General features: G+C 55.7%; 21 protein-coding genes. 10 read left to right on the top strand and 11 right to left on the bottom strand.

The window, feature by feature from the left end:
- Window positions 1-6 precede the first annotated feature (6 nt).
- Window positions 7-2,049 carry an oligopeptidase A gene (gene prlC, locus C3F35_RS13070; protein WP_103793294.1) on the bottom strand — a complete coding sequence of 681 codons (2,043 nt, stop codon included), beginning with the start codon at window positions 2,047-2,049 and terminating at the stop codon, window positions 7-9.
- A gap of 203 nt (window positions 2,050-2,252) precedes the next feature.
- Here prlC and C3F35_RS13065 point away from each other — a divergent pair, with 203 nt between their 5' ends.
- The 3 genes from C3F35_RS13065 to C3F35_RS13055 all read left to right on the top strand — a co-directional run bounded on the left by C3F35_RS13065 (window position 2,253) and on the right by C3F35_RS13055 (window position 4,994).
- On the top strand, window positions 2,253-3,095 hold the full coding sequence (locus tag C3F35_RS13065) for a 23S rRNA (adenine(2030)-N(6))-methyltransferase RlmJ (protein WP_103793284.1): 843 nt from the start codon (window positions 2,253-2,255) through the stop codon (window positions 3,093-3,095).
- A gap of 70 nt (window positions 3,096-3,165) precedes the next feature.
- Window positions 3,166-4,518, top strand: a complete 1,353-nt coding sequence (gorA, locus tag C3F35_RS13060) for a glutathione-disulfide reductase (RefSeq protein ID WP_032615035.1) — start codon at window positions 3,166-3,168, stop codon at window positions 4,516-4,518.
- 206 nt (window positions 4,519-4,724) lie between these two features.
- A complete protein-coding gene (locus tag C3F35_RS13055) occupies window positions 4,725-4,994 on the top strand; it encodes a hypothetical protein (protein WP_051916084.1) in 270 nt (89 codons plus the stop codon).
- A gap of 16 nt (window positions 4,995-5,010) precedes the next feature.
- Here the strand turns inward: C3F35_RS13055 and C3F35_RS13050 are convergent, their stop codons facing one another.
- On the bottom strand, window positions 5,011-5,415 hold the full coding sequence (locus C3F35_RS13050) for a hypothetical protein (RefSeq protein WP_103793285.1): 405 nt from the start codon (window positions 5,413-5,415) through the stop codon (window positions 5,011-5,013).
- Window positions 5,416-5,603: 188 nt separating this feature from the next.
- On the opposite strand from C3F35_RS13050, the gene C3F35_RS13045 reads away from it, so the two are divergent.
- On the top strand, window positions 5,604-6,320 hold the full coding sequence (locus tag C3F35_RS13045) for a hypothetical protein (protein ID WP_103793286.1): 717 nt from the start codon (window positions 5,604-5,606) through the stop codon (window positions 6,318-6,320).
- A gap of 238 nt (window positions 6,321-6,558) precedes the next feature.
- A complete protein-coding gene (locus C3F35_RS13040) occupies window positions 6,559-8,208 on the top strand; it encodes an alpha,alpha-trehalase (protein WP_032615038.1) in 1,650 nt (549 codons plus the stop codon).
- A 12-nt stretch (window positions 8,209-8,220) separates the two neighbouring features.
- Here C3F35_RS13040 and C3F35_RS13035 read toward each other — a convergent pair whose 3' ends face one another.
- Entirely contained in the window at window positions 8,221-9,819 is a 1,599-nt protein-coding gene (locus C3F35_RS13035; RefSeq protein ID WP_103793287.1) for an STY4199 family HEPN domain-containing protein, read from the bottom strand.
- Between the two features lie 153 nt (window positions 9,820-9,972).
- On the opposite strand from C3F35_RS13035, the gene C3F35_RS13030 reads away from it, so the two are divergent.
- On the top strand, window positions 9,973-10,500 hold the full coding sequence (locus C3F35_RS13030; RefSeq protein WP_103793288.1) for a GNAT family N-acetyltransferase: 528 nt from the start codon (window positions 9,973-9,975) through the stop codon (window positions 10,498-10,500).
- A gap of 32 nt (window positions 10,501-10,532) precedes the next feature.
- Here C3F35_RS13030 and C3F35_RS13025 read toward each other — a convergent pair whose 3' ends face one another.
- A complete protein-coding gene (locus C3F35_RS13025) occupies window positions 10,533-11,291 on the bottom strand; it encodes an SDR family NAD(P)-dependent oxidoreductase (protein WP_103793289.1) in 759 nt (252 codons plus the stop codon).
- A 119-nt stretch (window positions 11,292-11,410) separates the two neighbouring features.
- Between C3F35_RS13025 and C3F35_RS13020 the strand changes: the two genes are divergently transcribed.
- The 3 genes from C3F35_RS13020 to C3F35_RS13005 all read left to right on the top strand — a co-directional run bounded on the left by C3F35_RS13020 (window position 11,411) and on the right by C3F35_RS13005 (window position 15,000).
- On the top strand, window positions 11,411-12,310 hold the full coding sequence (locus C3F35_RS13020) for a LysR family transcriptional regulator (RefSeq protein WP_059307004.1): 900 nt from the start codon (window positions 11,411-11,413) through the stop codon (window positions 12,308-12,310).
- A 51-nt stretch (window positions 12,311-12,361) separates the two neighbouring features.
- Window positions 12,362-13,405 carry an inner membrane protein YhjD gene (gene yhjD, locus C3F35_RS13015; protein WP_032615044.1) on the top strand — a complete coding sequence of 348 codons (1,044 nt, stop codon included), beginning with the start codon at window positions 12,362-12,364 and terminating at the stop codon, window positions 13,403-13,405.
- Between the two features lie 272 nt (window positions 13,406-13,677).
- On the top strand, window positions 13,678-15,000 hold the full coding sequence (locus C3F35_RS13005; RefSeq protein ID WP_032615045.1) for an MFS transporter: 1,323 nt from the start codon (window positions 13,678-13,680) through the stop codon (window positions 14,998-15,000).
- Window positions 15,001-15,090: 90 nt separating this feature from the next.
- Here the strand turns inward: C3F35_RS13005 and C3F35_RS13000 are convergent, their stop codons facing one another.
- On the bottom strand, window positions 15,091-17,133 hold the full coding sequence (locus C3F35_RS13000) for an AsmA family protein (RefSeq protein WP_059307003.1): 2,043 nt from the start codon (window positions 17,131-17,133) through the stop codon (window positions 15,091-15,093).
- Between the two features lie 116 nt (window positions 17,134-17,249).
- On the bottom strand, window positions 17,250-18,020 hold the full coding sequence (gene pdeH / locus C3F35_RS12995; RefSeq protein ID WP_032615048.1) for a cyclic-guanylate-specific phosphodiesterase: 771 nt from the start codon (window positions 18,018-18,020) through the stop codon (window positions 17,250-17,252).
- A gap of 231 nt (window positions 18,021-18,251) precedes the next feature.
- Here pdeH and C3F35_RS12990 point away from each other — a divergent pair, with 231 nt between their 5' ends.
- Complete coding sequence (locus C3F35_RS12990) at window positions 18,252-19,181, top strand: sugar kinase (protein WP_032615049.1); 930 nt, start codon at window positions 18,252-18,254, stop codon at window positions 19,179-19,181.
- A gap of 71 nt (window positions 19,182-19,252) precedes the next feature.
- Here the strand turns inward: C3F35_RS12990 and C3F35_RS12985 are convergent, their stop codons facing one another.
- From C3F35_RS12985 to murB, 5 genes are all read right to left on the bottom strand, one after another.
- Entirely contained in the window at window positions 19,253-20,680 is a 1,428-nt protein-coding gene (locus tag C3F35_RS12985) for a M16 family metallopeptidase (protein ID WP_051916086.1), read from the bottom strand.
- 225 nt (window positions 20,681-20,905) lie between these two features.
- Window positions 20,906-22,192 carry a C4-dicarboxylate transporter DctC gene (gene dctA / locus C3F35_RS12980; protein ID WP_032615050.1) on the bottom strand — a complete coding sequence of 429 codons (1,287 nt, stop codon included), beginning with the start codon at window positions 22,190-22,192 and terminating at the stop codon, window positions 20,906-20,908.
- A gap of 158 nt (window positions 22,193-22,350) precedes the next feature.
- Entirely contained in the window at window positions 22,351-24,357 is a 2,007-nt protein-coding gene (gene hmsP, locus C3F35_RS12975) for a biofilm formation regulator HmsP (RefSeq protein ID WP_233211675.1), read from the bottom strand.
- Between the two features lie 195 nt (window positions 24,358-24,552).
- Window positions 24,553-25,515 carry a bifunctional biotin--[acetyl-CoA-carboxylase] ligase/biotin operon repressor BirA gene (gene birA / locus C3F35_RS12970; RefSeq protein WP_032615053.1) on the bottom strand — a complete coding sequence of 321 codons (963 nt, stop codon included), beginning with the start codon at window positions 25,513-25,515 and terminating at the stop codon, window positions 24,553-24,555.
- Complete coding sequence (gene murB, locus C3F35_RS12965; protein ID WP_103793292.1) at window positions 25,512-26,540, bottom strand: UDP-N-acetylmuramate dehydrogenase; 1,029 nt, start codon at window positions 26,538-26,540, stop codon at window positions 25,512-25,514. Before murB ends, birA begins: the two co-directional genes overlap by 4 nt.
- Between the last annotated feature and the right edge of the window lie 284 nt (window positions 26,541-26,824).

Genomic DNA, 26,824 nt, shown 5'->3' with positions numbered 1-26,824 from the left:
AATCCACTAACCCTTGATCCCGTAATGCTCCAGCATCGCGTCCAGCTGCGGCTCGCGGCCACGGAAGCGTTTGAACAGCTCCATTGGCTCTTCGGAACCGCCGCGGGTCAGGATGTTATCGAGGAAAGACTGGCCGGTTTCGCGATTGAAAATGCCCTCTTCTTCGAAACGGGAGTACGCGTCTGCCGCCAGCACATCGGCCCACAGGTAGCTGTAGTAACCCGCCGCATAACCGCCGGCAAAGATATGGCTGAACGCGTGCGGGAAGCGACCCCAGGCCGGGCCTGGAATAAGGGCAACCTGCTTTTTGATCTCCGCCAGGGTTTCGAGGACCTTCGCCCCCTGCTCCGGGCTGAACTCGGCATGCAGACGGAAATCGAACAGGCCGAACTCCAGCTGGCGCAGGATAAACATCGCCGCCTGGTAGTTTTTCGCTTCAAGCATCTTATCCAGCAGCGCTTTTGGCAGCGGCTCGCCGGTCTCGTAGTGGCCGGAGATAAACGCCAGCGCGTCCGGCTCCCAACACCAGTTTTCCATAAACTGGCTCGGCAGTTCGACCGCATCCCACGGCACGCCGCTGATACCCGCCACGCCTGCCGCTTCGATACGGGTCAGCATATGGTGCAGACCGTGACCGAACTCGTGGAACAGGGTGATCACTTCGTCATGGGTAAAGAGCGCAGGTTTGCCGTTTACCGGACGGTTAAAGTTACAGGTCAGGTATGCCACCGGCTTTTGCAGCGAGCCGTCGGCTTTACGCATCTGGCCTACACAGTCGTCCATCCATGCCCCACCGCGTTTGTTTTCACGGGCATAGAGATCCAGATAGAAGCTGCCGCGCAGCTCATTTTTGTCGTCGTACAGCTCGAAGAAACGCACGTCGTCGTGCCACACTTCCACGTCGTGGCGCTCTTTGGCAGTAATGCCATAGATGCGTTTCACCACTTCGAACAGGCCGTTAACGGCTTTGTTTTCCGGGAAGTACGGGCGCAGCTGCTCATCGCTGATGCTGTAAAGATGCTGCTTCTGTTTCTCGCTGTAGTACGCGATATCCCATGGCTGCAGCTCATCAACGCCGAACTCTGCTTTTGCAAAGGCGCGCAGCTGGGCCAGCTCTTTCTCACCCTGAGGACGGGCGCGTTTGGCCAGATCGGTTAAGAAATCCAGCACCTGCTGTGGATTTTCGGCCATTTTGGTGGCGAGGGATTTATCCGCATAGCTGTCAAAGCCCAGCAACTGTGCCAGCTCGTGACGCAGGGCGAGGATTTCGGCCATCACCGGGGTGTTGTCCCATTTACCGGCATTCGGACCTTGATCGGAGGCGCGGGTGCTGTAGGCGCGATACATCTCTTCGCGCAGGGCCTGGTTGTCGCAGTAGGTCATCACCGGCAGATAGCTCGGGATATCGAGAGTCAACAGGTAGCCTTCCTGCTCTTTCGCCTCGGCCTGAGCTTTGGCTGCCGCCAGAGCACTCTCCGGCATACCTGCCAGATCCGCTTCGTCGGTAATCAGCTTCGTCCAGCCCATGGTGGCATCCAGCACGTTGTTGCTGTACTGATTCCCCAGCTCGGACAGGCGCGTTGCGATTTCACCGTAGCGCTGCTGTTTGTCTTTCGCAAGGCCAATGCCCGACAGTTCAAAATCACGCAGGGCGTTATCGACAGCCTTTTTCTGCGCGATGTCCAGCGTCGCATAGTTATCGCCATCACGCAGGTCGCGGTACGCTTTGTACAGCCCCTCGTGCTGCCCAACCCAGGTACTGTATTCCGACAGCAGCGGCAGGGTTTGTTCGTAGGCTTCACGCAGTTCCGGGCTGTTTTTCACTGAGTTCAGGTGGCTGACCGGGGAGAAGATGCGGCCAAGCACATCATCCACTTCCGCCAGCGGCTGACACAGGTTTTCCCAGGTATAAGGAACGCCCTGCGCAACCACGCTCTCGACGGCGGTACGGCAATCGTCCAGTGCTTTGGTGACAGCGGGGACAACATGTTCAGGCAGAATAGAGGAAAACGGTGGCAACGAAAAAGGCGTCAGTAATGGGTTGGTCATAAGCACTGTCCTGTTAAATGAGTGAATGAAGCGCGCATCCTGCGCGAGCATATTGTTTCCAGGATGGGGTTAAGTGTAGTGAATTTCAATGGCTGAGGTGACAGAAAAACGCCCGGCGGCGCTGCGCTTTCCGGGCTTGCGGGTAATCTGTGCCTTTCTGCTGTAAACTGTGGCCAATCGCCATTATCGGAACACATTTACCCATGCTCAGTTATCGCCACAGCTTTCACGCGGGCAACCACGCCGACGTTCTTAAACATACCGTTCAGAGCCTGATTATCGAGGCGCTCAAAGAGAAAGATAAGCCGTTTCTCTACCTGGACACCCATGCTGGCGCGGGCCGCTATCAGCTGAGCGGTGCACACGCCGAGCGCACCGGGGAATACCTCGAGGGCATCGCCCGTGTCTGGCAGCAGGACGACCTGCCAGCCGAGCTTGACCCCTACATCAGCGTGATTAACCACTTCAACCGTGGCGGCCAGCTACGTTACTACCCTGGTTCTCCACTGATTGCCCGTCAGCTGCTGCGCGAGCAGGACAGCATTCAACTGACTGAACTGCACCCGAGCGACTACCCGCTGCTGCGTTCTGAATTCCAGAAAGACAGCCGCGCACGCGTGGAAAAATCGGACGGCTACCAGCAGCTTAAAGCGAAGCTCCCGCCGGTATCCCGTCGCGGCCTGGTACTGATCGACCCGCCGTATGAGATCAAAAGCGACTATCAGGCGGTTGTCGCGGGCATTCACGAAGGGTACAAACGCTTTGCCACGGGCACCTATGCTCTGTGGTATCCGGTGGTGCTGCGTTCGCAAATCAAACGCATGATCAAAGATCTGGAAGCAACCGGCATCCGTAAGATCCTGCAAATTGAACTGGCCGTACGCCCGGACAGCGACCAGCGCGGCATGACCGCCTCCGGTATGATTGTGATTAACCCACCGTGGAAGCTGGAAGCGCAGATGAACAACGTTCTGCCGTGGCTGCATAAAACGTTGGTGCCAGCCGGTACTGGCCATGCCACCGTCAGTTGGATCGTGCCTGAGTAATCGCAGTCATCGATGGAAACTATTGATTTCAGGTATACAATCGCGGCAATTAACGATTAAGGATAAGACCATGACTAAGCATTATGATTACATCGCGATCGGCGGCGGCAGCGGCGGCATCGCCTCGATTAACCGTGCGGCCATGTATGGCCAGAAGTGCGCATTGATTGAAGCAAAAGACCTCGGCGGCACCTGCGTCAACGTCGGTTGTGTACCGAAAAAAGTGATGTGGCATGCAGCGCAGATCCGTGAGGCCATCCATCTCTATGGCCCGGATTATGGTTTTGACACCACTATCAATAACTTCGACTGGGATCGCCTGATCGCCAGCCGCACTGCGTATATTGACCGAATCCACACCTCCTACGACAACGTGCTGGGTAAGAACAATGTCGATGTGATCCGTGGCTTCGCCCGTTTTGTTGATGCGAAAACCATTGAAGTGAATGGCGAGACGATCACTGCGGATCATATCCTGATCGCGACCGGCGGTCGTCCGAGCCATCCGGCGATCCCGGGTGCGGAATACGGTATCGACTCCGACGGTTTCTTTGAGCTGCCTGCCCTGCCGAAACGCGTTGCCGTTGTGGGCGCGGGTTATATCGCTGTAGAACTCGCTGGCGTGATTAACGGCCTGGGCGCGGAAGCGCATCTGTTTGTGCGTAAACACGCCCCGCTGCGCAGCTTTGACCCGCTGATCGTCGATACGCTGGTCGAAGTGATGAACGCTGAAGGCCCACATCTGCATACGGAAGCCATTCCGAAAGCGGTCGTGAAGAACGCCGACGGCAGCCTGACCCTGGAGCTGGAAGATGGTCGCAGCCAGACCGTGGATTGCCTGATCTGGGCCATTGGTCGTGAACCCGCAAACGACAACTTCAACCTGTCCGTTACTGGCGTCGAAACCAATGAGAAGGGCTATATCGTTGTCGATAAGTTCCAGAACACCAGCGTGCCGGGCATTTATGCCGTGGGCGATAACACCGGTGCCGTTGAGCTGACCCCAGTGGCGGTGGCCGCAGGTCGTCGTCTCTCCGAACGTCTGTTTAACAACAAGCCGGACGAGCATCTGGACTACAGCAATATCCCGACCGTGGTCTTCAGCCACCCGCCAATCGGCACCGTCGGTTTAACCGAACCGCAGGCGCGCGAGCAGTATGGCGACGATCAGGTGAAGGTATATAAATCTGCCTTCACCGCCATGTATACCGCCGTCACCGCTCACCGCCAGCCGTGCCGCATGAAGTTAGTCTGCGTCGGCCCGGAAGAGAAGATTGTCGGCATTCACGGTATTGGCTTCGGTATGGATGAGATCCTGCAGGGCTTCGCCGTGGCGCTGAAAATGGGTGCCACCAAGAAAGACTTTGATAACACCGTGGCGATCCACCCAACCGCGGCAGAAGAGTTTGTGACCATGCGTTAATACGCCTTGCCACTCGCGATTTTGCGCTTATAAAGACCGGTCCTCAGTGGCCGGTTTTTTTATGTTTCATTGCCAGAAATCTCGCGGCTGCTGGCCACGCTGTACAAACGGTAACAAAATTCCCCAGAAACGACGGCAGGCCTGGCTAATCTTAATAAGTGTTAAGCGCTTACCTGGATCGATTAATTAAGATTAGAGAATAGACAATGCAAGTGAAGATCAACGCAAAAAGCCTAGCGAAATTCCATCTCATACTTGCCCTTGTCTGGGCGATGTTAACCATACCTACGCTCCTGTGGTGGAAAAACAGTATCCTCTGGGTCTCGCTGATGAGTATTTATGCCATCGTGGTTTCGCACCTGGCGGCCTATAGCGCGGCCCATGCGGAAAAAGCGGCCAACAATGCCCTGAATCAAAGCGAAGAGACCAAGCAAAAAACCGAGAAAATAGCTGCCGATCCACACCAGGCGCACTGATGATGCCTGGCCGGTGTCAGGCAAACACAATCTGCCCGACGCCGGTACACGCTTCAAAAATAAACATTCTGCGCGGCATATCTAACAGCCGCATTCCCGCCACCTGACAACGCCGTAAGCGGATCGGCTGCTTAACCACGCTATTCGAGAAAAAGACATTCCGCATATCGCAATTGTCGAAAACAAGCCCATCGATATAACAACGGTTAATCAATAAACTGCTGAACTGAATATTACGGAATACACTTAGCTTCAGATTACAGCGGAATATAATGGCTTTGTTCTCTCCTTCACAAATATCCAGCCGCGTAAAATGGCGGCTTTCCAGCAGCCCCTGCAGTTCTGTTATAGTGGATTTATCGTCAGCTGGCTCTGCAAAAGAAAAAGGCGTAACACCCTGACGCTTCGCGTTAAGGTTCATCAGGATTCCTGTTTGAAGTTGTCATCGGAAGCGATGACGACGGCGTGGAATGCCTTAATGACTTATTTGCGCGTAGCAAAACAATATCGATTTTGGACACTTATTTGCAGAGTTGGCCGACGAAATAAAAGTTCGAAGACACAGCGTTATTAATCAAAAATATAATTAATTTCACTTAGGCGATATTTATGTCAAAAAGCAATAACAAAAACGCTATTCTGGTTCTGGAATCCCCGTGGAAACTGGACGATCACGATGCTCACCGCTCGTCGGTATTGCCGTTTGTGCAGGGGATCGCAAAGATGCATGGTAATACCGAGGTTTACTGCCTGAACTTCTACAATAAAAGCAGCTTTGATTTAGCGCTGGAGTGCCTGTGTCGGCAGAAGTTTGACAACACTATCGTTTATGTTGCGGCGCATGGCAGCAAAACCCATATTGGGGATGTTTCTCTGAAGCATATTCTCAACAGAATTAATGAAAATTCCCGCAAATTTAACATCAAGGGATTAATGCTGGGTTCCTGCTTTGCAGGAAGCAAAACTCATCTGCTGGAGGCCCTCACCGAGGACAGCAAGCTGACGTGGTGCGCGGCATACTCTTCATCCTGCTACTGGCTGCCGGGGACAATGCTTGACTGCGCGCTTATTCATAGCGCCCTCAACATTCAGGACGCGGCGTATAAAACGCATGAAGAGATGCAGGAGGCCTTTGCTGAAGCCGTTGCGCCTTTCGCCCCAAATGGCATCATCGGTACTGACAGTGAAGATCAATTCGTAGCGCTGTCCGACTCATTGCAAATCGTGATTCAGCCAGAAGGGAGAGGTTTCCGCGCCCGTCTCTCATCCGAAGACATTTTTGAACGCGCTGAAAACCATCGCTATAGTGAAGAAGGCGCCTTCTGATTCATACTCTGTTGCAAAGCGAATGATCCGAATTTTAGATCGTCGACAAACTGCTGGATTGGCTGTTTATTTCCTGTAATAACAGCAACATGCCACCAGCAGTGGCCGTTTTTCGCTGGCGGAAAAGTGTGATCTACCGCACATATACCTCTTCACAGACCGAAGCGAATGTCTAAGCTTAGTAGGTAACCGGATAAAAACAGACCCGAGACAACGCTAACTGGAGGTCCTGACCACCATGTTCAACCAGACATTACGCACTGTAGAGACCGTAGAGTTCGATATAGAACAAGAACTTCTCTACGAAATCGATCCCTGCGAGTTAAAACTGGATGAAATGCTCGAGGCGGAGCCGGAACCTGAAATGATTGAAGGGCTGCCCGCATCTGATGCGCTCACCCCTGCCGATCGCTACCTTGAACTCTTTGAGCACGTGCAGTCGACACGACTGTTTGCTGACAGCAAAACCTTCCCTGACTGCGCACCAAAGATGGATCCGCTGGATATTCTCATCCGCTACCGTAAGGTGAGACGTCACCGGGACTTCGACCTGCGCGAGTTTGTCGAAAGACACTTCTGGCTGCCGGAAGTCCTGTCGAGCGAGTATGTGTCCGATCCTTCCCTCTCGCTGAAGGAACATATCGACAACCTGTGGCCGGTGCTGACCCGCGAGCCGCAGGATCACATCCCCTGGTCATCGCTGCTGGCGCTGCCGCAGGCCTATATTGTGCCCGGCGGGCGATTCAGCGAAACTTACTACTGGGACTCCTATTTCACCATGCTGGGGCTGGCCGAGAGCGGACGCCACGACATGCTCAAATGCATGGCGGATAACTTTGCGTGGATGATCGAACGCTATGGCCATATTCCTAACGGCAACCGTACCTACTATCTGAGCCGCTCCCAGCCGCCTGTGTTTGCCCTGATGGTTGAGCTGTTTGAAGAGGACGGCGTGCGCGGGGCCAAGCGCTATCTGGATCACCTGAAAATGGAGTATGCCTTCTGGATGGACGGCGCCGAGTCGCTGCTGCTCAACCAGGCTTATCGCAGCGCGGTGCGCATGCCGGACGGCTCTCTGCTCAACCGCTACTGGGATGACCGTGATACCCCGCGGGACGAATCCTGGATAGAGGACGTCGAGACCGCGCGTCACTCTGGTCGTCCACCCAACGAGGTTTATCGTGATCTACGCGCCGGGGCCGCCTCAGGCTGGGACTACTCCTCGCGCTGGCTGCGGGATCCGAGCCGGCTGGCGAGTATTCGCACCACCCAGTTTATCCCTATCGATCTTAACGCCTTCCTGTTTAAGCTGGAGAGCGCTATCGCCAATATCTCGGCCTCGAAGGGTGACAAAGAGACGGCAGAGATCTTCCGTCAGAAGGCAAGCGATCGCCGCGCGGCGGTCAACCGCTATTTGTGGGATGACGAAAACGGCTGTTATCGCGATTACGACTGGCGTCGTGAGGAGCTGGCGCTCTTCTCTGCCGCCAGCATCGTGCCGCTGTATGTCGGTATGGCTACCCATGAGCAGGCGGAACGCCTGTCGGATGCGGTAAAAGCTCGCCTGCTGACGCCGGGTGGTATTCTGGCTACCGAATATGAAACCGGCGAGCAGTGGGATAGACCCAACGGCTGGGCGCCCTTGCAGTGGATGGCGATCCAGGGCTTCAAGCAATACGGAAATGACTCCCTGGGGGACGAAATCGCCTGGAGCTGGCTGCAGACGGTTAACCATTTCTACAAGACGCACTACAAGCTGATTGAGAAGTACCACATCGCCAGCAGCCAGCCTCGTGAAGGGGGCGGGGGTGAGTATCCCCTGCAGGATGGTTTTGGCTGGACAAACGGCGTGGTACGCCGCCTGATCGGCCTGTACGGGGAGCCGTAGCTCCCCGTTCTGTCAGCGGATCACGTCATAAATCGCTGTCTGGATCGCCTGCCATTTTTTGGTGCTCTCGTTCGGCTGCGCCTCTGCCCGCCGCGTCGCCTGCTCCATCTCGCGCCGCTGGCGTTCAACCACCGCCGGTACGGAACAAAATGCCTGGAGATAGTCTTTACGCAGGCTCGTTAGCGTTTCGCCTGTTGCCATCACATGGCCGAGGTTGGTAATAAACCGCCGACAGGGCTTCTCCTGGGTCATTTGCAGGCGATAGCGCATCAGCACATCCAGCACCTCGCGGTGATTGGCGGAGAGCGCATACTCCGTCCAGGAGAGTTTCCAGTCCATCCCCGCTTTCAGGAACAGTAACGCCACCCGGGTGTCGTTGCGGTCTATCGCCGAACGGAAGTTACTCTCATCCCAGGTCACTCCCATCCGCGTCAGCGTTTCACGTGAGGAAGGAGTCTCGCGCATCTCTTCCGCCACCGCCGTCTTCACGGGCGGCGGTGTGTTGGCCGCCTGCGTCGGGGCGCTGCTCTCAATAAGAAGCCAGGCACCCATCATCATAATCCCCATCACCATGACCCCCACCGCGCCCCACAGCACGACCGAGATTAAGTAATCGCGCTGCTCCGGCGTGCGCGCAGGGCGACGGTTCGGTTTATCGATGGTGTCACGCACCTCAAAAATGTCGTCGCCCGTGGCGTTGTTTTTTATCCGTGCGTTCTCCCAGAAGCTTTCCAGCTCATTAACGCTTTCGGCCATCAGTCCCGCCGGGTTCACGGCGGTGCGGCCCTCATTAAATGCGCGCTGAACAGGGGTGGCGATCTGGGTGTAGTAATTATCCAGAAGCAGGATTTGTGTGGAGGTGAGCGGCTGTTGGGCAATAATTTTATTGCGGATCAGCCGGATATCATCGAGGAAGGTCTGTAGCGTTTTACGCGGCTCCACCATCAGCGTCAGCAGAGACGGATCGCTGAACAACGACGAGTAGGAGCGAGAGTACTCTTTTTTATCCACCAGCATCAGGGCCAGCTCGCTGAACATCATGCCGCCGAGGGCGTCGTTACGTTCACCCTGCTGCATCCAGTTGCGCACCCGATCGGCGTTGAACAGCGTTTTCAGGTGGTTATTCAGGCGTGTCGGATCCGGCCACGCCTGCATAATAAGCCCTTTAATCATTAGCTCCAGCGTGCGCACCTGCATTTGCGCGTGCTGCTGTCGGGACTCATCACTGGGCCCCATGTCCGTGCTGTAGGTCAGCAGCGGCTGCTGCAGACGCAAATGCTCAAGCGCCGTCACAAAGCGCGTCGCGGCGATAAGCTGATTATCGCTCACGTCCTGCCCGCTCTCATATTGCGGCACGCGCTGCTGTAATAGCCGCAGTTGCAGGGTGAACTGCGACAGCTCCGCATCATTCAGGTTAAGCTGCTTAGCCACCCTCGCCCAGCCCCCCAGCGCCAGCCTGGCGGAGTCGAGCTGCTCAAGGAACCAACGGGGATCTTTGCCTTCGGCAACGCGCACCTTTAACAGGAGCAGGATCTCCACCGAGGCCTGACGAATAATTCCCAGACAGCGTTCAAACTGCTCGCGGATCACATGCGATTTACTGAGGGTCATCATATTCCTTTATAGGCTGCGCACCCAGGCAGAGGCAGCTGTCGGAGAGTGGTTGTTATTTCAAGTGGTTATACCAGATTAAACATACCCGATAATGGGTACTATTTCAGTGATAATGTTAAAATCATTTACAAAAGCTCGTGGAGATCTGGTATGCCCGTATTACATACCCCGCGTTTGACCTGCTCCCCTGTGCAGGAAGAAGACTGGCCCTTTTTTCTCTCGCTTCAGCAGCACCCCGATGTGATGCGCTTCGTGGCCGAAGCCCGCCCGGAGGAGGCCATTCGCGAAGCCTTTACCGCGCGTCTGCCCGCCTGGACGCCGGGCAGCGACCACTGGCTGTGCCTGGTGGTACGCGATAACCTCAGCCAGATGCCGCTCGGGGTCACCGGGTATATTCATCATGATGATGATTGCGCCGAAGTGGGCTTCTTATTTGCCCCCCAGGCCCAGGGAAAAGGCTACGGCTTTGAGTCCTTGCAGGCAGTGTGCGATTACGCCTTCGGCCAGGGAGGCATACGCCGCTTAACCGCCACGGTGACGGCGGGCAACATGGCCTCGAAACGCCTGCTGGAAAAAGTGGGGTTTGTGCTGGAAGGGGAACTGCGCGAAAGCTACTGGCTGGCAGGCCAATGGCACAACGACTGGCTGTTTGGGCTGTTAAAGCACGAGTACCGCTAAGCGTGCCGCGGGGATCCCTCCCCGGCGACGCTTTACAGGAACATGCCCCCGGAAACTTCAATCCGCTGTGCGTTCATCCAGCCCAGCTCATCGCTGAGCAGGGCCGCAATCGCATCGCCGATGTCGTCCGGCAAGCCGACGCGCCCCAGCGCCGTCTGCAAGGCAATCTGCTGGTTAATCTCCTTGTTATCGCGCACGCGCCCGCCGCCAAAATCGGTTTCAATGGCACCCGGGGCAATAATATTGGCGGTGATCCCGCGCGCGCCCAGCTCTTTCGCCTGGTAGCGGGTAAGTACCTCCATCGCCCCTTTCATCGCCGCGTAGGTGCTGGAGCCAGGCAGGGCAAACCGCGCCAGGCCGGAGGAGACATTCAGGATCCGCCCGCCGTTATTCATCAGCGGTAACAGGCGCTGGGTCAGGAAGAAGGGGCCTTTGAAATGGATGTTCATGACCTCATCAAATTGCGCTTCGGTGGTCTCAACATAGGGGGCATATAAACCGACGCCTGCGTTGTTCAACAAATAATCGAAGCTGCTGCGTTGCCATACTTCATGCAGCTTTTCTTCCACTTGTCTGGCAAAAGCATCGAAATGGGTAACATCCCCGACGTTCAACTGTAATGCCGCCGCTTTTACCCCTTTTTGCTCAATTTCGCGTACAACATCGAGCGCTTCCTGCTGACTGCTGTTCCAGGTCAGAAGGATCCCGACACCTTTGTCTGCCAGCTTCAGCGCCGCGTTTTTACCTAGCCCGCGGCTACCGCCAGTCACTAATGCAATACGTTCAGTCATAAGAAACCTCATTTCGGCTGTAGTGGTGATTGAGAAAGAGCTTATTAGGTGATAGAAAATCAATAAAGGTAGCTAACAACGCTTCACTGTTTCACTGCTAACAACAATGAGCGCTTCCTATGGATAAAATTCAGGCAATGCAGTTGTTCATTCGCGTCGCTGAACTGGAGAGTTTTTCCCGCGCAGCAGACTCTATGGGCCTTCCTAAAGGTAGTGTATCCCGTCAGATCCAGGCCCTGGAGAACGGGCTGGGCACCCAGCTATTGCACCGCACCACAAGGCGCGTCAGCCTCACACAGGATGGGATGGTCTATTACGAGCGAGCCAAAGATCTGCTGGCTAACATGGATGAACTGGATGGTCTTTTTTTGCACGACCCTGCCAGCGTCAGCGGAAGGATCAGGGTGGATATGCCTACGGGCGTTGCGCGAAATTTAGTCATCCCCCGCCTGCCGCTATTTTTACAACAGTATCCTGGCATTGAACTGGAACTGAGCAGCAGCGATCGGCTGGTGGATGTGGTTCGGGAAGGGTTTGACTGCGTGGTACGCGTCGGCACTCTGAAAGATTCCGGCTTAATTGCCCGCCCGCTCGGCAGGTTGTCGGTCGTCAACTGCGCCAGCCCGGATTATCTGTCGCGTTTTGGCTACCCCGACGGGCTGGATGATTTAGCCTCGCATGCCGTGGTGCACTATGCGACGCATCTCGGCACCCGGCCCCAGGGGTTCGAATATTACGACGGCGAATCGACCCACTGGGTCAAGACCGGTGGCGTGCTGACGGTCAACAGCACCGAGACCTACCACGCCTCTGCCATCGCCGGGCTGGGGATTATTCAGGTTCCGCGGGTGGGCGTGCGTGACGCGCTGCGCGCTAAAAAGCTGCTGGAGATCCTGCCGCAGTACCGCGCCAGACCGATGCCGGTGTCGCTTATCTATCCCCACCGCCGTAACCTCTCCCGCCGGGTACATCTGTTTATGGCCTGGCTCACGGACATCATGAAAGCCTACGTTGACTGAGCGCAGGCTATAATTTTAAGGACCTCCCGCTAATCAATAAGGAAAGTGCGCGTGACGCCGGAAAATAGTGAGCAACGCCCCACCCATGATCTGGACTTCGAGCCGATTAAAAAACTGGAAACCAGTCCACCCCAGCCGCCGGCTGAACCTAAAATCACCTCCATACGTAAAACGGGGAGCCTGCTGGACAAGGCGAAGGACGCCTTCCAGCTGATTCAGCAGCAGCCGATGATTGCCCACCTGCTGCGTGCCACCGAGCGGTTCAACGACCGGCTCGGCAATCAGTTTGGCGCGGCGATCACCTACTTCTCATTTTTATCGATGATCCCGATCCTGATGCTCTCCTTTGCCGCAGCGGGCTTCTTTCTGGTCTCCAACCCGACGCTGCTGCAGGATATCTTCAATAAAATTTTGCAGAACGTCAGCGATCCGACGCTGGCCACCACCCTGAAAAGCACTATCCGTACCGCCGTCGAGCAGCGTACCACCGTGGGGATTGTCGGGCTTTTCGTGGCGCTTTACTCCGGCATTAACTGGATGGGCAACCTGCGTGAAGCAATCCGCGCCCAGTCGCGCGATGTCTGGGAGCGCAAGCCGCAGGATGAGGAGAAATTCTGGATTAAATATTTGCGCGACTTCGTTTCGCTGATTGGCCTGCTGGTGGCGCTGGTTATCACCCTCTCTATCACCTCCGCGGCAGGCTCGGCGCAGCAGATGATTATCTCCGCGCTCTATCTCGACACCATCGAGTGGCTGAAACCCGTCTGGCATCTGGTAGGGTTAGGTATTTCGATGCTGGCTAACTACCTGCTTTTCTTCTGGATTTTCTGGCGACTGCCGCGCCACAGGCCACGCCGCAAGGCGCTGATCCGCGGCACCTTTATTGCCGCTATCGGTTTTGAGGTGATTAAAATCGTGATGACCTACACGCTGCCGTCCCTCGTCTCCTCGCCGTCTGGGGCGGCATTCGGCTCTGTGCTGGGGCTGATGGCTTTCTTCTACTTCTTCGCCAGACTGACGCTGTTCTGTGCGGCATGGATCGCCACCGCCGAGTACCCGGATGACCGGAGAATGCCCGGTAAAACACACCGTTAAGCACCCTATCGGGCTGGATAAGAATGCAATATTTCAGCCCGATTCATCATTTCAGCATATAAATCCAGCCTGTAACTTTTATTTAACCAGAAACCAGTTTTATCCTCTAAGTATTAATTTCTGTGAAGCATTTCATAGATGTGATTTTCCTGGTCTGAATATTATTCGCTTTTTGCTTCTTTTTTCGCCTGTGGCTGCGTTTGTTACAGATTGAAATGTCGCTTTTGCTGTGCGTAATATGGCCTTTCGTTCGCCAAAAATAAGAAAAGATTATGCAAGCCACAGCCACAACACTCAATTCAGAGCAGGAAAACGCCCCGGTTAACTCGCGCAATAAAGTCGTCGTCGCATCGCTGATTGGCACCGCCATCGAATTCTTCGACTTCTATATTTACGCTACCGCTGCGGTCATCGTCTTCCCGCATATTTTCTTCCCGCAGGGCGACCCGACGGCTGCCACGCTGCAATCGCTGGCAACCTTTGCTATCGCCTTTATCGCACGCCCTATTGGTTCGGCACTGTTCGGCCACTTCGGGGATCGTGTCGGGCGCAAGGTGACGCTGGTCGCCTCGCTCCTGACCATGGGCATCTCCACCGTCGCCATCGGCCTGCTGCCGACCTATGAAACCATCGGTATTCTGGCTCCGCTGCTGCTGGCGCTGGCCCGTTTTGGTCAGGGTCTGGGTCTGGGCGGTGAATGGGGCGGCGCGGCATTGCTGGCGACCGAGAATGCTCCCCCGCGCAAGCGCGCGCTGTATGGCTCCTTCCCACAGCTGGGCGCGCCAATTGGCTTCTTCTTTGCCAACGGCACCTTCCTGCTGCTCTCCTGGCTGCTGACCGACGAGCAGTTCATGACCTGGGGCTGGCGTATTCCGTTTATCTTCTCGGCTGTGCTGGTGCTGATCGGCCTGTATGTGCGTGTCTCCCTGCATGAGACCCCGGTGTTCGCCAAAGTGGCCGCCGCGAAGAAACAGGTAAAAATCCCGCTTGGCACCCTGCTGACCAAACACGTTCGCGTGACGGTGCTGGGCACTTTCATCATGCTGGCGACCTATACGCTGTTCTACATCATGACCGTCTACTCCATGACCTTCAGCACCACGCCAGCGCCGGTGGGCCTGGGTCTGCCGCGTAACGAAGTGCTGTGGATGCTGATGATGGCGGTGATTGGCTTTGGCGTGATGGTGCCGATTGCCGGGCTGCTGGCTGACCGCTTTGGTCGTCGCCCGAGCATGATCGTCATCACCTCACTGATTATTCTTTTTGCGCTGTTCGTCTTCCCGCCGCTGCTCGGTTCCGGTAATCCGGCACTGGTGATGGCGTATCTGCTGATTGGTCTGAGCCTGATGGGGCTGACGTTCGGCCCAATGGGCGCGCTGCTGCCAGAGCTGTTCCCGACGGAAGTGCGTTACACCGGAGCGTCATTCTCCTATAACGTCTCCTCGATTCTGGGCGCCTCTGTGGCACCCTATATTGCCACCTGGCTGCAGGCGAATTACGGTCTGGCTTATGTTGGATTCTATCTCGCGGCAATGGCGGCACTGACGCTGATTGCCCTGCTGCTGACCCACGAAACCCGCCATCAGTCCCTTTAATGTGAAAATGCCGGGCGGCGGTTACGCCTTACCCGGCATTGATTCAATCCCAGGCCCGGCAAGCATCGCGCCGCCGGGTTCTATCCCGCACTATTTCTTCATCTGCGACAGAATGACCTGACACTGATTGGCCTGCCCTTCGGACGGGGAGATAAGCGCCAACAGGGCTGCCGCTGGCGTCACCAGTGTTGCCAGTGCCGCCGCCACCGCACCGCGTGCAATCAACGGCCCCGGTTTCACCCCAGCCTGCGGATCCTTGAATGGACCACGCACATACAGCGGTGAACGCAGGGTAACAATGCGAATCCCTTTACTTTCTGGGTTGATGGTCAGATCCAGCTGCTCCGAAGCCATACTGGCCGTGCCGGTAACGTTGATAACGGCATTTTCAGTATCAAAGGCAAAGATCCGCGGACGGGCGACGCCATTTACCAGCTCGATATTGGCCGCCGCACAGTTGACCCGCACCTCATCGTCACCAAAAATCTGCCCAACCAGGAAGTTGCCGACGTTAAGCCCCAGAATCTCCATCAGGTTGCGGCTGACCAGTCCATCGTTCATCAGCAGCTTCAGGTTACCGTTACCGTTGCCCAGCAGGGCCGCGACTGAGTTACCCACGCCGCGGATGGTGGCATCGCCGTTCATCTCCCCGAGGGTTTTCTGCATCAGCTCCACATCGGGCATCAGCTCTTTAAGCTTCAGCCGCCGGGCCTGGATCTCCGCCTGGCCGTGCATCGGCTTCTTATCCCCTTCCAGCCTGATGTTGGACGAGATCGTCCCGCCCGCCATGCCAAATTTCAGCGGCTTCAGCTGCAGGTCGGCATTTTTAAGAATGATATGGGTCGAGAGATCGCTCAACGGCAGGCTGCTGCCATGCTCGATTCTGCGTCCCTTGAAGCGGACATCCGCATCCATCACGTCCCATTTGTCCGTTTCAAAGCGGTCGTTAGGCAGCACTTTCCCTGACGGCGGCGCCTCTTTTCTGACTTTCTGCGCCTTAGTGCCTTTACCGGAGTCTACGCCAATCAGCGGCCCCAGATCGGCCAGACGCAGCTGACGTGACTCCAGGTCGCCTTCCAGCTTCGGCCGTGGTTTGCCGGTGCTGTAGGTCAGCGAGCCATGAATATCGCTGTCACCGATCCGGCCCTTGAAGTCACGGTAATCATAGACGGACGATTTTTCAGGATCGATTTTCGCCACCAGATGACCATCGGTTTCAAACGGTGGTGTATCCGGGAGCAGTACCCCGGTCAGTTCGTACAGCTCGCCCAGCGAATCCCCGGAGAACTTGAGGCGCAGATCGACCCCACCCATTTTCATGGGATCGCTCACCGTGCCGACAAAGGCCACCCGGGTGTTGCCGGAGCGGAAATCTGCCTGTACCGGGAACGGTGTGCCGTCGCCACGTAGCGCCAGCATGCCGCCAATTTTTCCGCTCCCTGTCAGAGGCTGTTCGTTGTAGCGCCCCTCGGCTTTCAGTCCAAAGACGTAATCGCCTGGCTTGCCCTTCTCATCTTTGCCTTTCTCGCCAGTGACTTCGCTGAAAGGCAGCGCTTTACCCAGCGGATCAACGAAGATCTCGAGATCGGCTTTGCTCACCGCATCGTCAATGGCGATACGCCCGCGATCAAAAAGAATGTTGTCGAGGCGGAACGACCAGGATGAGGGCTGCGCGGCGGCATCTTTGTCTTCGCTTTTGGCGAAATCAAAAGTCCAGTTGTTGGTTTTTTCCGACAGGCGGATGAGCCGGGCATCGGGTTTCTGGAGTTTGATCCATGGCAGATAGACGGTTTTTGTGAGCAGTGCCAGCGGGGCCAGGGTGGCTTCGACGCGCGGCAGATGTACCATCGTCACGGCAGGGATATCGGGCGGATTGCCGAGAATCACGTCGTCGGCATGAACATGCGGCCAGGGTATCCAGCTACGCCAGCCCGTTTCGTCTTTCTGACGTTCCCATACCACACCCAGATCGCCGCGAATGGCAAATGGGCGGTTGAGTTCAGTCGAGACTTTCTGGTTGATGGTCGGTTTGAGGCGGTTCCAGTCAAATGTCGCGATCACGACAATGAGCACCACAATCAGCAACAAGAAGACCCCCCCGGACCAGGTGATAATCTTCGCTGTTTTTGTCATCCCATAATTCCTTTTTTACCTTGCCAGTCATGAATATAGTTTAGACGAGGAAAAAAGGAGCGGCAGCGTCCGGTAATAACGCGTTAACCACGCGCTATTATGGGAAGCAGCCGGGGTTACAGGGTGATGATAACGTTGTCGAGCGTCTCCATTGGCACCGGGCGGGAGAGGAAATAGCCCTGCGCGGCGGCGGCAGGTGAGTTTTGCACATCGCGCCACTCTTCCAGCGTCTCAACGCCTTCGACGATCACGCCCTGACAGTAGCGGTTCATCAGCTGCAGCAGCAGGGTAAACAGGTTGCGACCTTCCGGGGTCTGACGCAGCATAATGAACAGATCCCGCGCCACTTTAATGTAGTCGTAACGCACTTCGCTCAGGGCAGAGAAGTTCGCCATGCCGGTGCCAAAATCGTCCAGCCACAGAGGACCAAATTCGCACATGCTGGCAAACGAAGAGTCCTGCGGCAGACGTACATGCTCCACCAGCTCAAAGCGCAGCCACGGCAGATTCTGGATCAGCTTCTGCAGGCTCTCGTCCTGACGCAACGCCAGCAGGGTTGGGCCATCGACGTTGACCGAGGCCAGAATGCTGTTCTCGTCAAAGAAGTCCTGTTTTGCCGCCAGCATGCTGAGCTGCTCTTCGAGGATATCCAGACGGTGGCGCACGGGCAGTTGCGCAAAATAGCGATCCGGGGCGATCCGCTGTGTCGGGTTTGACGGATGGGTCACGACGGTCAGGATCTCGATCGCCATCAGTTTACCGTCGGTGCGGTAAATGGGCTGAAAAGTATAAGCACGCTCGCATTGCAGCCAGTAGCGATGCTCCTGTAAGTTCTCAATACTTGCCTCAGGGATGCTCAGCAGCTGGATGTCCTGCCTTAACTTCATTTCAGATATCCTGTTGAATGGGGAGAGCCTGTCGGGACTGGTCAAAGGATTATCGGCCCCGGATAAGAGAACTTTATGTTCGGTTGTGGACGAAAATGAAAATCTGAGATCTGAAACTCACCCAAAACTTGTCCGGGTTCAAAAAAATAATGGAACGTCGTTTTAATACAGTTGACCACTCCCGACTGCCAGCGCAAACTAACGCCAATTTCACTATTTGGGTTCATGACTATGTCCAGGAAAATTGCCGTGATCGGCGAATGTATGATCGAACTGTCCCAGAAAGGCGCGGAAGTGAACCGTGGCTTTGGTGGCGATACGTTAAACACCTCGGTGTATATTGCCCGTCAGGTTGATGCTGACGCGCTGGCAGTTAACTACGTGACTGCCCTGGGCACAGACAATTTCAGCCAGCAGATGCTGGACGCCTGGCAGAGTGAAAACGTGGATATCTCACTGACTCAGCGGATGGAAAACCGCCTGCCGGGTCTCTATTACATTGAGACCGACAGCACCGGCGAGCGTACCTTCTACTACTGGCGTAACGAGGCCGCCGCTAAATTCTGGCTGGAGAGCGACAGCGCTGCCCATATCTGCGAAACGCTGGCCCACTTTGACTATCTCTATCTGAGCGGCATTAGCCTGGCGATCCTTAGCCCTGAAAGCCGTGAAAAACTCTTCTCCCTGCTGCGCGAATGCCGCGCTAACGGCGGGAAAGTGATTTTCGATAACAACTACCGTCCACGTCTGTGGGCCAGCCGCGAAGAGACACAGCAGGTCTATACCCGGATGCTGGAATGCACCGATATCGCCTTCCTGACTCTCGACGACGAAGATGCCCTGTGGGGCGAAAAGCCGGTTGATGAGGTGATTGCCCGTACTCAGGCGGCGGGTGTATCTGAAGTGGTCATTAAGCGCGGAGCAGACTCTTGCCTGGTGGCTGTTGCCGGTGAAGCGACTGTTGAGGTGCCTGCAGTGAAGCTGGCAAAAGAGAAAGTGATTGATACTACCGCGGCGGGTGACTCCTTCAGCGCCGGGTATCTGGCGGTTCGTCTGACGGGTGGTACGCCGGAAGCGGCAGCGCAACGCGGCCATCTGACCGCCAGCACGGTGATTCAGTATCGCGGCGCGATCATCCCGCGGGAAGCGATGCCACAATAACTGCGGTCTGGTGCCCTCTCACACAGGGAGAGGGAGCATAAAAAAAGGCAACTTACGTTGCCTTTTTGCTTTTATTGCGCTGGCGCCATAATCCCATTCCAGGTCGCCTGTAGATCCTTCATGTCGTATTCCGGCTCGCCTTTTGGCTGCATCAGAATCAGCGACATATCCTGAGAAAGCTGCTGACGCAGATCCTGGCTCAGCATCTCCGCAGTCAGGCTGTTAAGGAAGTCCTGACGTAGCTTCTGATACTGCTCCGGTGCGATATCCACCACCTGGTTTTGCAGGGAGCGAATACGCTGGCTGATCAGAATATCGGTGTCAGTACGGGCATAAGTGGCGAACAGTTTTTGCAGCTCAAGGTTTTTCTGCGCCACCAGCGCGTTGAACTCTTCTTCGCTCAGGCCGTTATCGCGTACCTTCGCCAGCTCTTTAGCGACCAACGCCATATTGGCGTTCAGCTTGTCGCCCGGCGACTCTACGTTAATGGCGCACTGGGCGCGCTGGAACAGCACCCGGCAATCAAAGCCGAGACCGATGTCCTTGACGTTGCTCTTACTCAGGCTTTGTTGAACATGCCAGAACAGCGCCTCACGGGCTAAATCGGCACGCCAGTAGCGCAGCAGCGCAGCAGATTCACGAATCGGCTGCCACGGGCTGTCCCACATAATAGAAAGTCGGTCCTGGCGCACGGCATCGGTCATGATGCTGACCGGCTCTGCGCGCAGCGGCGACAGGGTGGGGACTGGCGCAGGGGTGCTGCGTTTGCCCTTCAGCTCGCCAAAGGTTTTGCTAATCTGTTCAATCACCGCGCGGCTATCAACGTTGCCGACCACAATCAGGGTCATGGCGTCCGGGGTGTACCAGTTCTGGTAGAACGATTTCACCTGCTCAATATCAACCGGTTGTTTCAGCGGCTCCGCCGGATCGTGGCCCAGCAGCGCAGAGCCTTTCAGTCGATAGCGCCACCAGCCCTCTTTGGTATCTGCCGGCCATGTCGCCACCATATCGCTGTTGCTCAGGGCGTAATTCACCGTTTCAGGCGTAATCGAAACCTTACCGGCCGTATCCGACAGCCAGGTTAATGCCTCTTTGAGCAGATCGTTACGGTTGTTTGGCAGGCTGAGGTTAAACATGGTGTAGTCATAGGAGACGACGGCTGGCGGCAAAGGGCGCTTAGGATCGATACCCTGTTGCCACAATGAACGGACCTGTACGGCCTGCAGGCTTCCGCTTTGGGTCAGCGCCAGACGGGGAAGAAAATGGCTGAAACCGCTCTGTTGCGTACTTTCGGTCAGGGAGCCGGTATTGACGGAAAGGCGGATTTCAATGCGGTCGCTGGGGCGTTGGGGGGTGGCTAAAACCTGCCACTGAAAACCGTTCGCCAGCGTACCCTGTTGCCAGGCCGGGTCAGGCTGGAGCGCGTCAGCCTGCACATAACTGGCTGCTGCCATCATGAGCAAACCGCCGGTTAAGAGTCGAATTTTTGTGCCCTGCATGTGAACCCCTGATCAACATTCCTGGTTACAAAGAGTGCCACACGCCCTGTCGCACTCTAAAGATAATGTTCAAAACACTCCGATTAGACCGCGCGTGAAGCGAAACGTCACGGCAAGAAGTGAAATATACCCGAAATAAATCTTATCCAATTATGACAAGTATTCAGGGCCATTATGCGCAGGAGCCCGCACCCCGACAAGGGAATGCGGGCCTGAGGGAAGATTTTAGGAGGACAAACCCTGTGTTTTGCCGTCTGGCGCACGATTATTCAGCGTATCGTCAAGTTTTTTATGGTCCAGCTCTTTCACCCACTTCGCCACCACGATTGTCGCCACGCCGTTACCCACCAGGTTAGTCAGGGCGCGCGCTTCGGACATAAAGCGGTCAATACCGAGGATCAGTGCCAGTCCGGCTACCGGCAGGTGCCCTACCGCAGAGATTGTTGCCGCCAGCACGATAAAGCCACTGCCCGTCACCCCTGCCGCCCCTTTCGAGGAGAGCAGTAACACCACCAGCAGCGTGATCTGATGGAAGATATCCATATGGCTGTTCGTGGCCTGCGCGATAAAGACCGCCGCCATGGTCAGATAGATCGAGGTGCCATCAAGGTTAAAGGAGTAGCCGGTGGGGATAACCAGCCCCACAACCGATTTACGGCAGCCCAGCTTTTCCATCTTGTCGAGCATGCGCGGCAGCGCCGATTCGGACGAGGAGGTCCCCAGCACGATCAGCAGCTCTTCGCGGATATAGCGGATGAACTTAAAGATGCTGAAGCCCGTCGCGCGGGCAATGCTGCCCAGCACCACCACCACAAACAGGATACAGGTGATATAGAAGCAGATAATCAGCTGGCCGAGCTGCACCAGGGTGCCGACGCCATATTTGCCAATGGTAAAGGCCATCGCCCCAAAGGCCCCGATCGGTGCCAGGCGCATAATCATATTGATAATGCCGAAGATGACCTGAGAGAAGCTTTCAATCACGTTGAAAATCAGCTGACCTTTGCTGCCGAGACGATGCAGGGCAAAGCCAAACATCACGGCGAACAGCAGCACTTGCAGAATGTTACCGCTGGCGAAGGCGCCAATTACGCTGCCGGGGATCACATCCAGCAGGAAGGCGACCACGCCCTGGTCCTTCGCCTGATCGGCGTAGACCGCCACCGCTTTTGCATCCAGCGTGGAAGGATCAACGTTCATGCCTGCGCCCGGCTGCACCACATTCACAATCACCAGGCCAATGATCAGCGCGAGGGTGCTGACCACTTCAAAATAGAGAAGCGCCACCGCACCCGTGCGGCCTACGGCTTTCATGCTTTCCATGCCTGCAATACCGGTCACGACGGTACAGAAAATAACCGGAGCGATGACCATCTTAATCAGCTTAACGAAGGCATCGCCAAGCGGTTTCATTTGAGCGCCTAATTCAGGGTAGTAATGGCCAAGCAGAATGCCGATGGCGATAGCGGTTAAGACCTGAAAATAAAGACTTCTGAAGAGAGAGGTTTTCATAAGATGTCCTTGGGAAGAAAAACCGCAGGTAGTGTAGGGTTACTGCTCACCTGCGGCCTTAAAATAGCACCCAATAATCAGGACAAATAGAAGCTCATACTGAATTTGAAACACAAATGTTAAGAAATTTGAGCTGGCTCGCACAAACCAGCAACAATTCAGTCATTAGTGTGATGGTCATTCTGGCGAAGATAACGGCTTTCAAAAATATCGTGCGGTACGGCTTTTGCAAAAAGATACCCTTGTCCGCACTCAACCCCGGCATTTGCCAGCCAGCTCCGCTGGGCTTCGGTTTCAATACCCTCAGCGATGATTTCCAGCTTCAGGCTGTGCGCCATCTGGATAATCGCCTCAACCATGCTGCTGTCGTCAGGCAGGCCGTCGACGAAGGCCTTGTCGATTTTCAGCACATCTACCGGCAGGGCCTTCATATGCTGCAGTTGACGCAGCCCGGCATACCCCATGCCGAAATCATCCAGCGCAATGCGCACCCCGGCATTACGCAACGGGCGGAGTATCGCCACGGCTTCGTTAGGATCGTCGATCCGGCGGCTTTCGGTGACTTCCAGAATCAGCGTATCGGGCTGGATACGGTAGCGCTTAATAAGCTCCAGCAGTTCCGGGACCATGTTCGGGTGCATCAACTGCAGCGCCGACAGGTTAACCGACAGCGGCATCATCACCCCCCGCGACTGCCAGGCAGACAGCACGCGGCAGGACTCTTCCAGTACCCATTGGCCTACCGTCACCATCAGGCCGCAGTTCTCAATCCGGTCGATCAGCCCTTCCGGCAACTCCCAGCTACCATCCGCCTGACGCATCCGCAGTAGCGCCTCAGCACTCTTCACCTTGCCTGTATGCAGCTCGACCTGCGGCTGCAGCCAGATAGCAAAATGGTTGTGGTCCAGCGCGGTCAGGATATCGTTCTCTTCTGACAGTCTCTGCTGCGCCTTTTCCATCTGCTCGGGTTCGAAGAACTGGATCTGATTCTTACCCTTCTGCCGGGCAGTGAACGCGGCGGAGAAGGCCCGGCGGAAGAGCTGTTCGGCGGTCAGGTTGACATTAAACATGGCGATGCCAATGCTGGCGCTCGGGCGCAGCTGGATCCCCTGGACCGGCAACCGTTCATTCATAACAGTGAGCACTTGCTGACCCAACGTAATGGCGTGCCACGGCTCTTTGACGCCATTGGCGATAATGACAAAGTCATAGGCGCTTACCTGGGTCAGCACCATCGGCGGCGAAAGCACGGATTTGAGCTTTTCGACCAGCGTCAGCAGCACCATTTCCCGCTGGCTCTCTTTTAGCACCCCTGCGGTGTCCTGTAAGGTCTCGCAGGCCACTACCATCAGCGCGAAGGTCTGCTGGCGTTTCACCGCCTGCTCCAGTAGCGCCATCAGAAACGCCTTGTTGGGCAGATCCGAAACCGCGAAGCGGGTGGCATTGTGGTTGAGTTCTTCGTGCTGGCGCATCATGCGCTGCTGGTTCAGGTTATAGCTGCGTATCAGCATGCCGATTTCGTCGTCATGGTGCAGACGCGGTACGGGTAACTGATGCCCCACCTGTTGCTGCGGCGAAAGGGTATCCAGCTCGCGGGCAATCTTGCGCAGCGGATGGACGATCAACCTGTTGATGCACCAGGTCAGCGCCACGGTCAGCATCAGCGTCAACAATAAGTAAGTGGTTACCAACGTTGAGACCCAACTGATCACGAATTTGTACATTCGCCAGGAGTCAGATTGCAGTACCAAATAAGCCAGCGGCTGTGGGTTCGCCGGACGTTGCAGGGAATAGACCGGCAGGGAGATTTGTACCGGCATCTCAAACAGACGCTTGACCATCACCGGCACCGGACGCTCCGGGATGAAGTTCATGCGCAGCGCCTGGAACTGATTGGGCAGCACGACATCCGCCTGGCTGACAACGCCTGCCGGCTTGATGCTCTTAATGATGGATTCTGCCTGGGGAATGTCGCCCTTCAGAATGGCGGCAGAAAGTGGCTCCCGGATAGAGCGAGCAATGCTTTCGAGCTGCGTAGCCGTGTTATAGCGATTCTGCTGAATGGCATGAAACAGCAGAATGACGCAAAAGACGAAAACAAACACCATGGTGACGGCTGTTACCATCGCCATTTGTTTGATAGTTAAAGAGCGGCTGACACGCAAAATGAATCTCCAGAAACGCGAAACGCAGGTTAATCAACTGTTACCCCGCTGCTTTCAGAGTATACCTTATCGTGATGTGTTTAAGAGAGTGTAACCAACCGTTTAGGGATTATTCTGGTTCCCGCTCCGTATAGAGTATGGAGCGGTTGCTCAGGGTGGTTACAGCCCGAATGACAAGGGCTGTGGCCTGACACCTTATTCGGCGCTGCGCAGTGATATTTCGCCGCCAACCCAGGGTTTGATGATTCCCTCTTGCTCCAGCAACAGTGCGCCTTGCTCGTTAATACCGCGCGAGATGCCGTAGATCTCTTTATCACCAATGATTAACTTTACCGGACGATGTACAAAATTATCCAGCTTCTCCCAGCGAGGCAGGAAGGGTGCGAGTCCCTCCTGTTCGAAGGTTTTCAGCGAGTGACGCAGTTCGTTAATAACCTGCACCGCCAGGACGTTACGATCGATGGCGATCCCCGCTTGTTGCAGATTGATCCAGCCCTGGTTGATGTCCTCCGCCTGCACGTTACGCATCATCAGGTTGATCCCGGCACCCAACACGATCTGCGCCGCATCGCCGGTTTTACCTGTCAGTTCAACCAGAATACCAGCAAGTTTGCGATCCTTTAGATAGAGATCGTTTGGCCATTTTACTCGTACGTCATCGGCACCAAGGGATTGCAGCACCTCGGCCAGTACAATTCCAATCACCAGGCTAAGACCAATGGCAGCAGCCGGACCTTGTTCCAGACGCCAGTACATGGACAGGTAAAGGTTAGCGCCAAAAGGCGAAAACCATTTCCGTCCCCGGCGTCCACGTCCGGCATGCTGGTACTCAGCCACGCAGCTATCGCCAGACTTCAGTTCGGGAAGCCTGTCGAGCAGATACTGGTTGGTAGAGTCAATCACCGGCAGCACGGCAACGCTGTTATCGGCGATCTGGCCGTGGATAAAGGTTTCGTCCAGCAGTTGAACCGGCTCTGGCAGGCTGTAGCCTTTACCCGGTACGGTAAAGACATCCACGCCCCAGTCACGCAGGGTCTGAATGTGTTTGTTAATGGCGGCGCGGCTCATTCCCAGCCGTTCACCAAGCTGTTCACCGGAATGAAAATCGCCGTCGGCCAGAATGGCGATCAGCTTCAGGGGGACGGTATGATCTTTCATGTAATGGTCTCTACTGCGTTCACTTCGCCATGATGCCCGATAAAGCGCACTTCCGGCTCCAGCCAGACGTCAAACTTCTCGCCCACACGTTGGCGCACCTGATGAGCCAGCTGCACGACATCATCGCTGGTCGCATTGTTTTCGTTAATGAGTACCAGCGCCTGTTGGCGATGCACGGCCGCGCCGCCACAGGTGGTGCCCTTAAGCTGACACTGATCGATCAACCAGCCAGCGGCCAATTTGACGCTGCCATCCGCCTGTGGATAGTGGGGGGCATGTGGCCACTGAGCCAGCAAAGTTTGCGCTTTTTCGGCGCTAATCACCGGGTTTTTAAAGAAGCTTCCGGCATTACCGTTCACTTTTGGATCGGGCAGTTTGCTCATTCGCATCTGGCAAACTGCCGCAAAAATCTCTTTTGCAGTCACGGTAGCGGGATCCAGACGGGTTAAATCACCGTAAGAGAGGACCGGCTGCCAGTTTTTTGTCAGGCGCAGACCGACCGCGACGATGACATATTTGTCCTGATATTCATGCTTGAAAATGCTGTCGCGATAGCCGAAACGGCACTCATCAGCTTGTAAACGACGCGTTTCACCGGTCGCCAGCTCGATGCAGTCCACATATTCACAGACATTTTTGAGTTCGATGCCATAAGCACCGATATTCTGAATAGGGGATGAACCGGCGCAGCCAGGGATCAGGGCAAGGTTTTCCAGCCCCGGCATGTTGTGTTCGAGAGTGAATTGCACCAGATCGTGCCAGTTTTCTCCGGCACCCACGTGCAGTCGCCAGCATTCCTGCGTCTCTTCAACCGCAATACCGCGGATACGGTTAACGATCACCGTGCCGGAATAGTCTTCCAGAAAGAGAACGTTACTGCCCTCGCCCAGAATAAGAACAGGTTGGTGGTGTTGCGTTGCATGATTCCATGCGGCCAGCAGCTGCTGCGCATCGTCGGCTCGCACGATCTGTCGGGCATTTCGGTCAATACCGAAGGTATTCCAGGGCTTAAGGGAGTGATTCATAGACGCTATCCAGATGCAAAAACCGGGATAGTTTACCCCATTGGGTGATCTTTGTCGGCTGGAATTGCCGGGCGGCACAGCGTGACCTGCGGGCCGGGTAAGGCGGAGCCGCCATCCGGCTGGGTTCAGGGTTTGAGGGTTTGAGGGTTTGAGGGTTTGAGGGTTTGAGGGTTTGAGGGTTTGAGGGTTTGAGGGTTTGAGGGTTTGAGGGTTTGAGGGTTTGAGGGTTTGAGGGTTTCAGGGTTTCAGGGTTTCAGGGTTTCAGGGTTTCAGGGTTTCAGGGC

It is taken from the genome of Leclercia sp. LSNIH3 (assembly GCF_002935105.1).
Lineage (GTDB): Bacteria > Pseudomonadota > Gammaproteobacteria > Enterobacterales > Enterobacteriaceae > Enterobacter > Enterobacter adecarboxylatus.
This window is presented reverse-complemented; position numbering and strand designations above follow the sequence as displayed.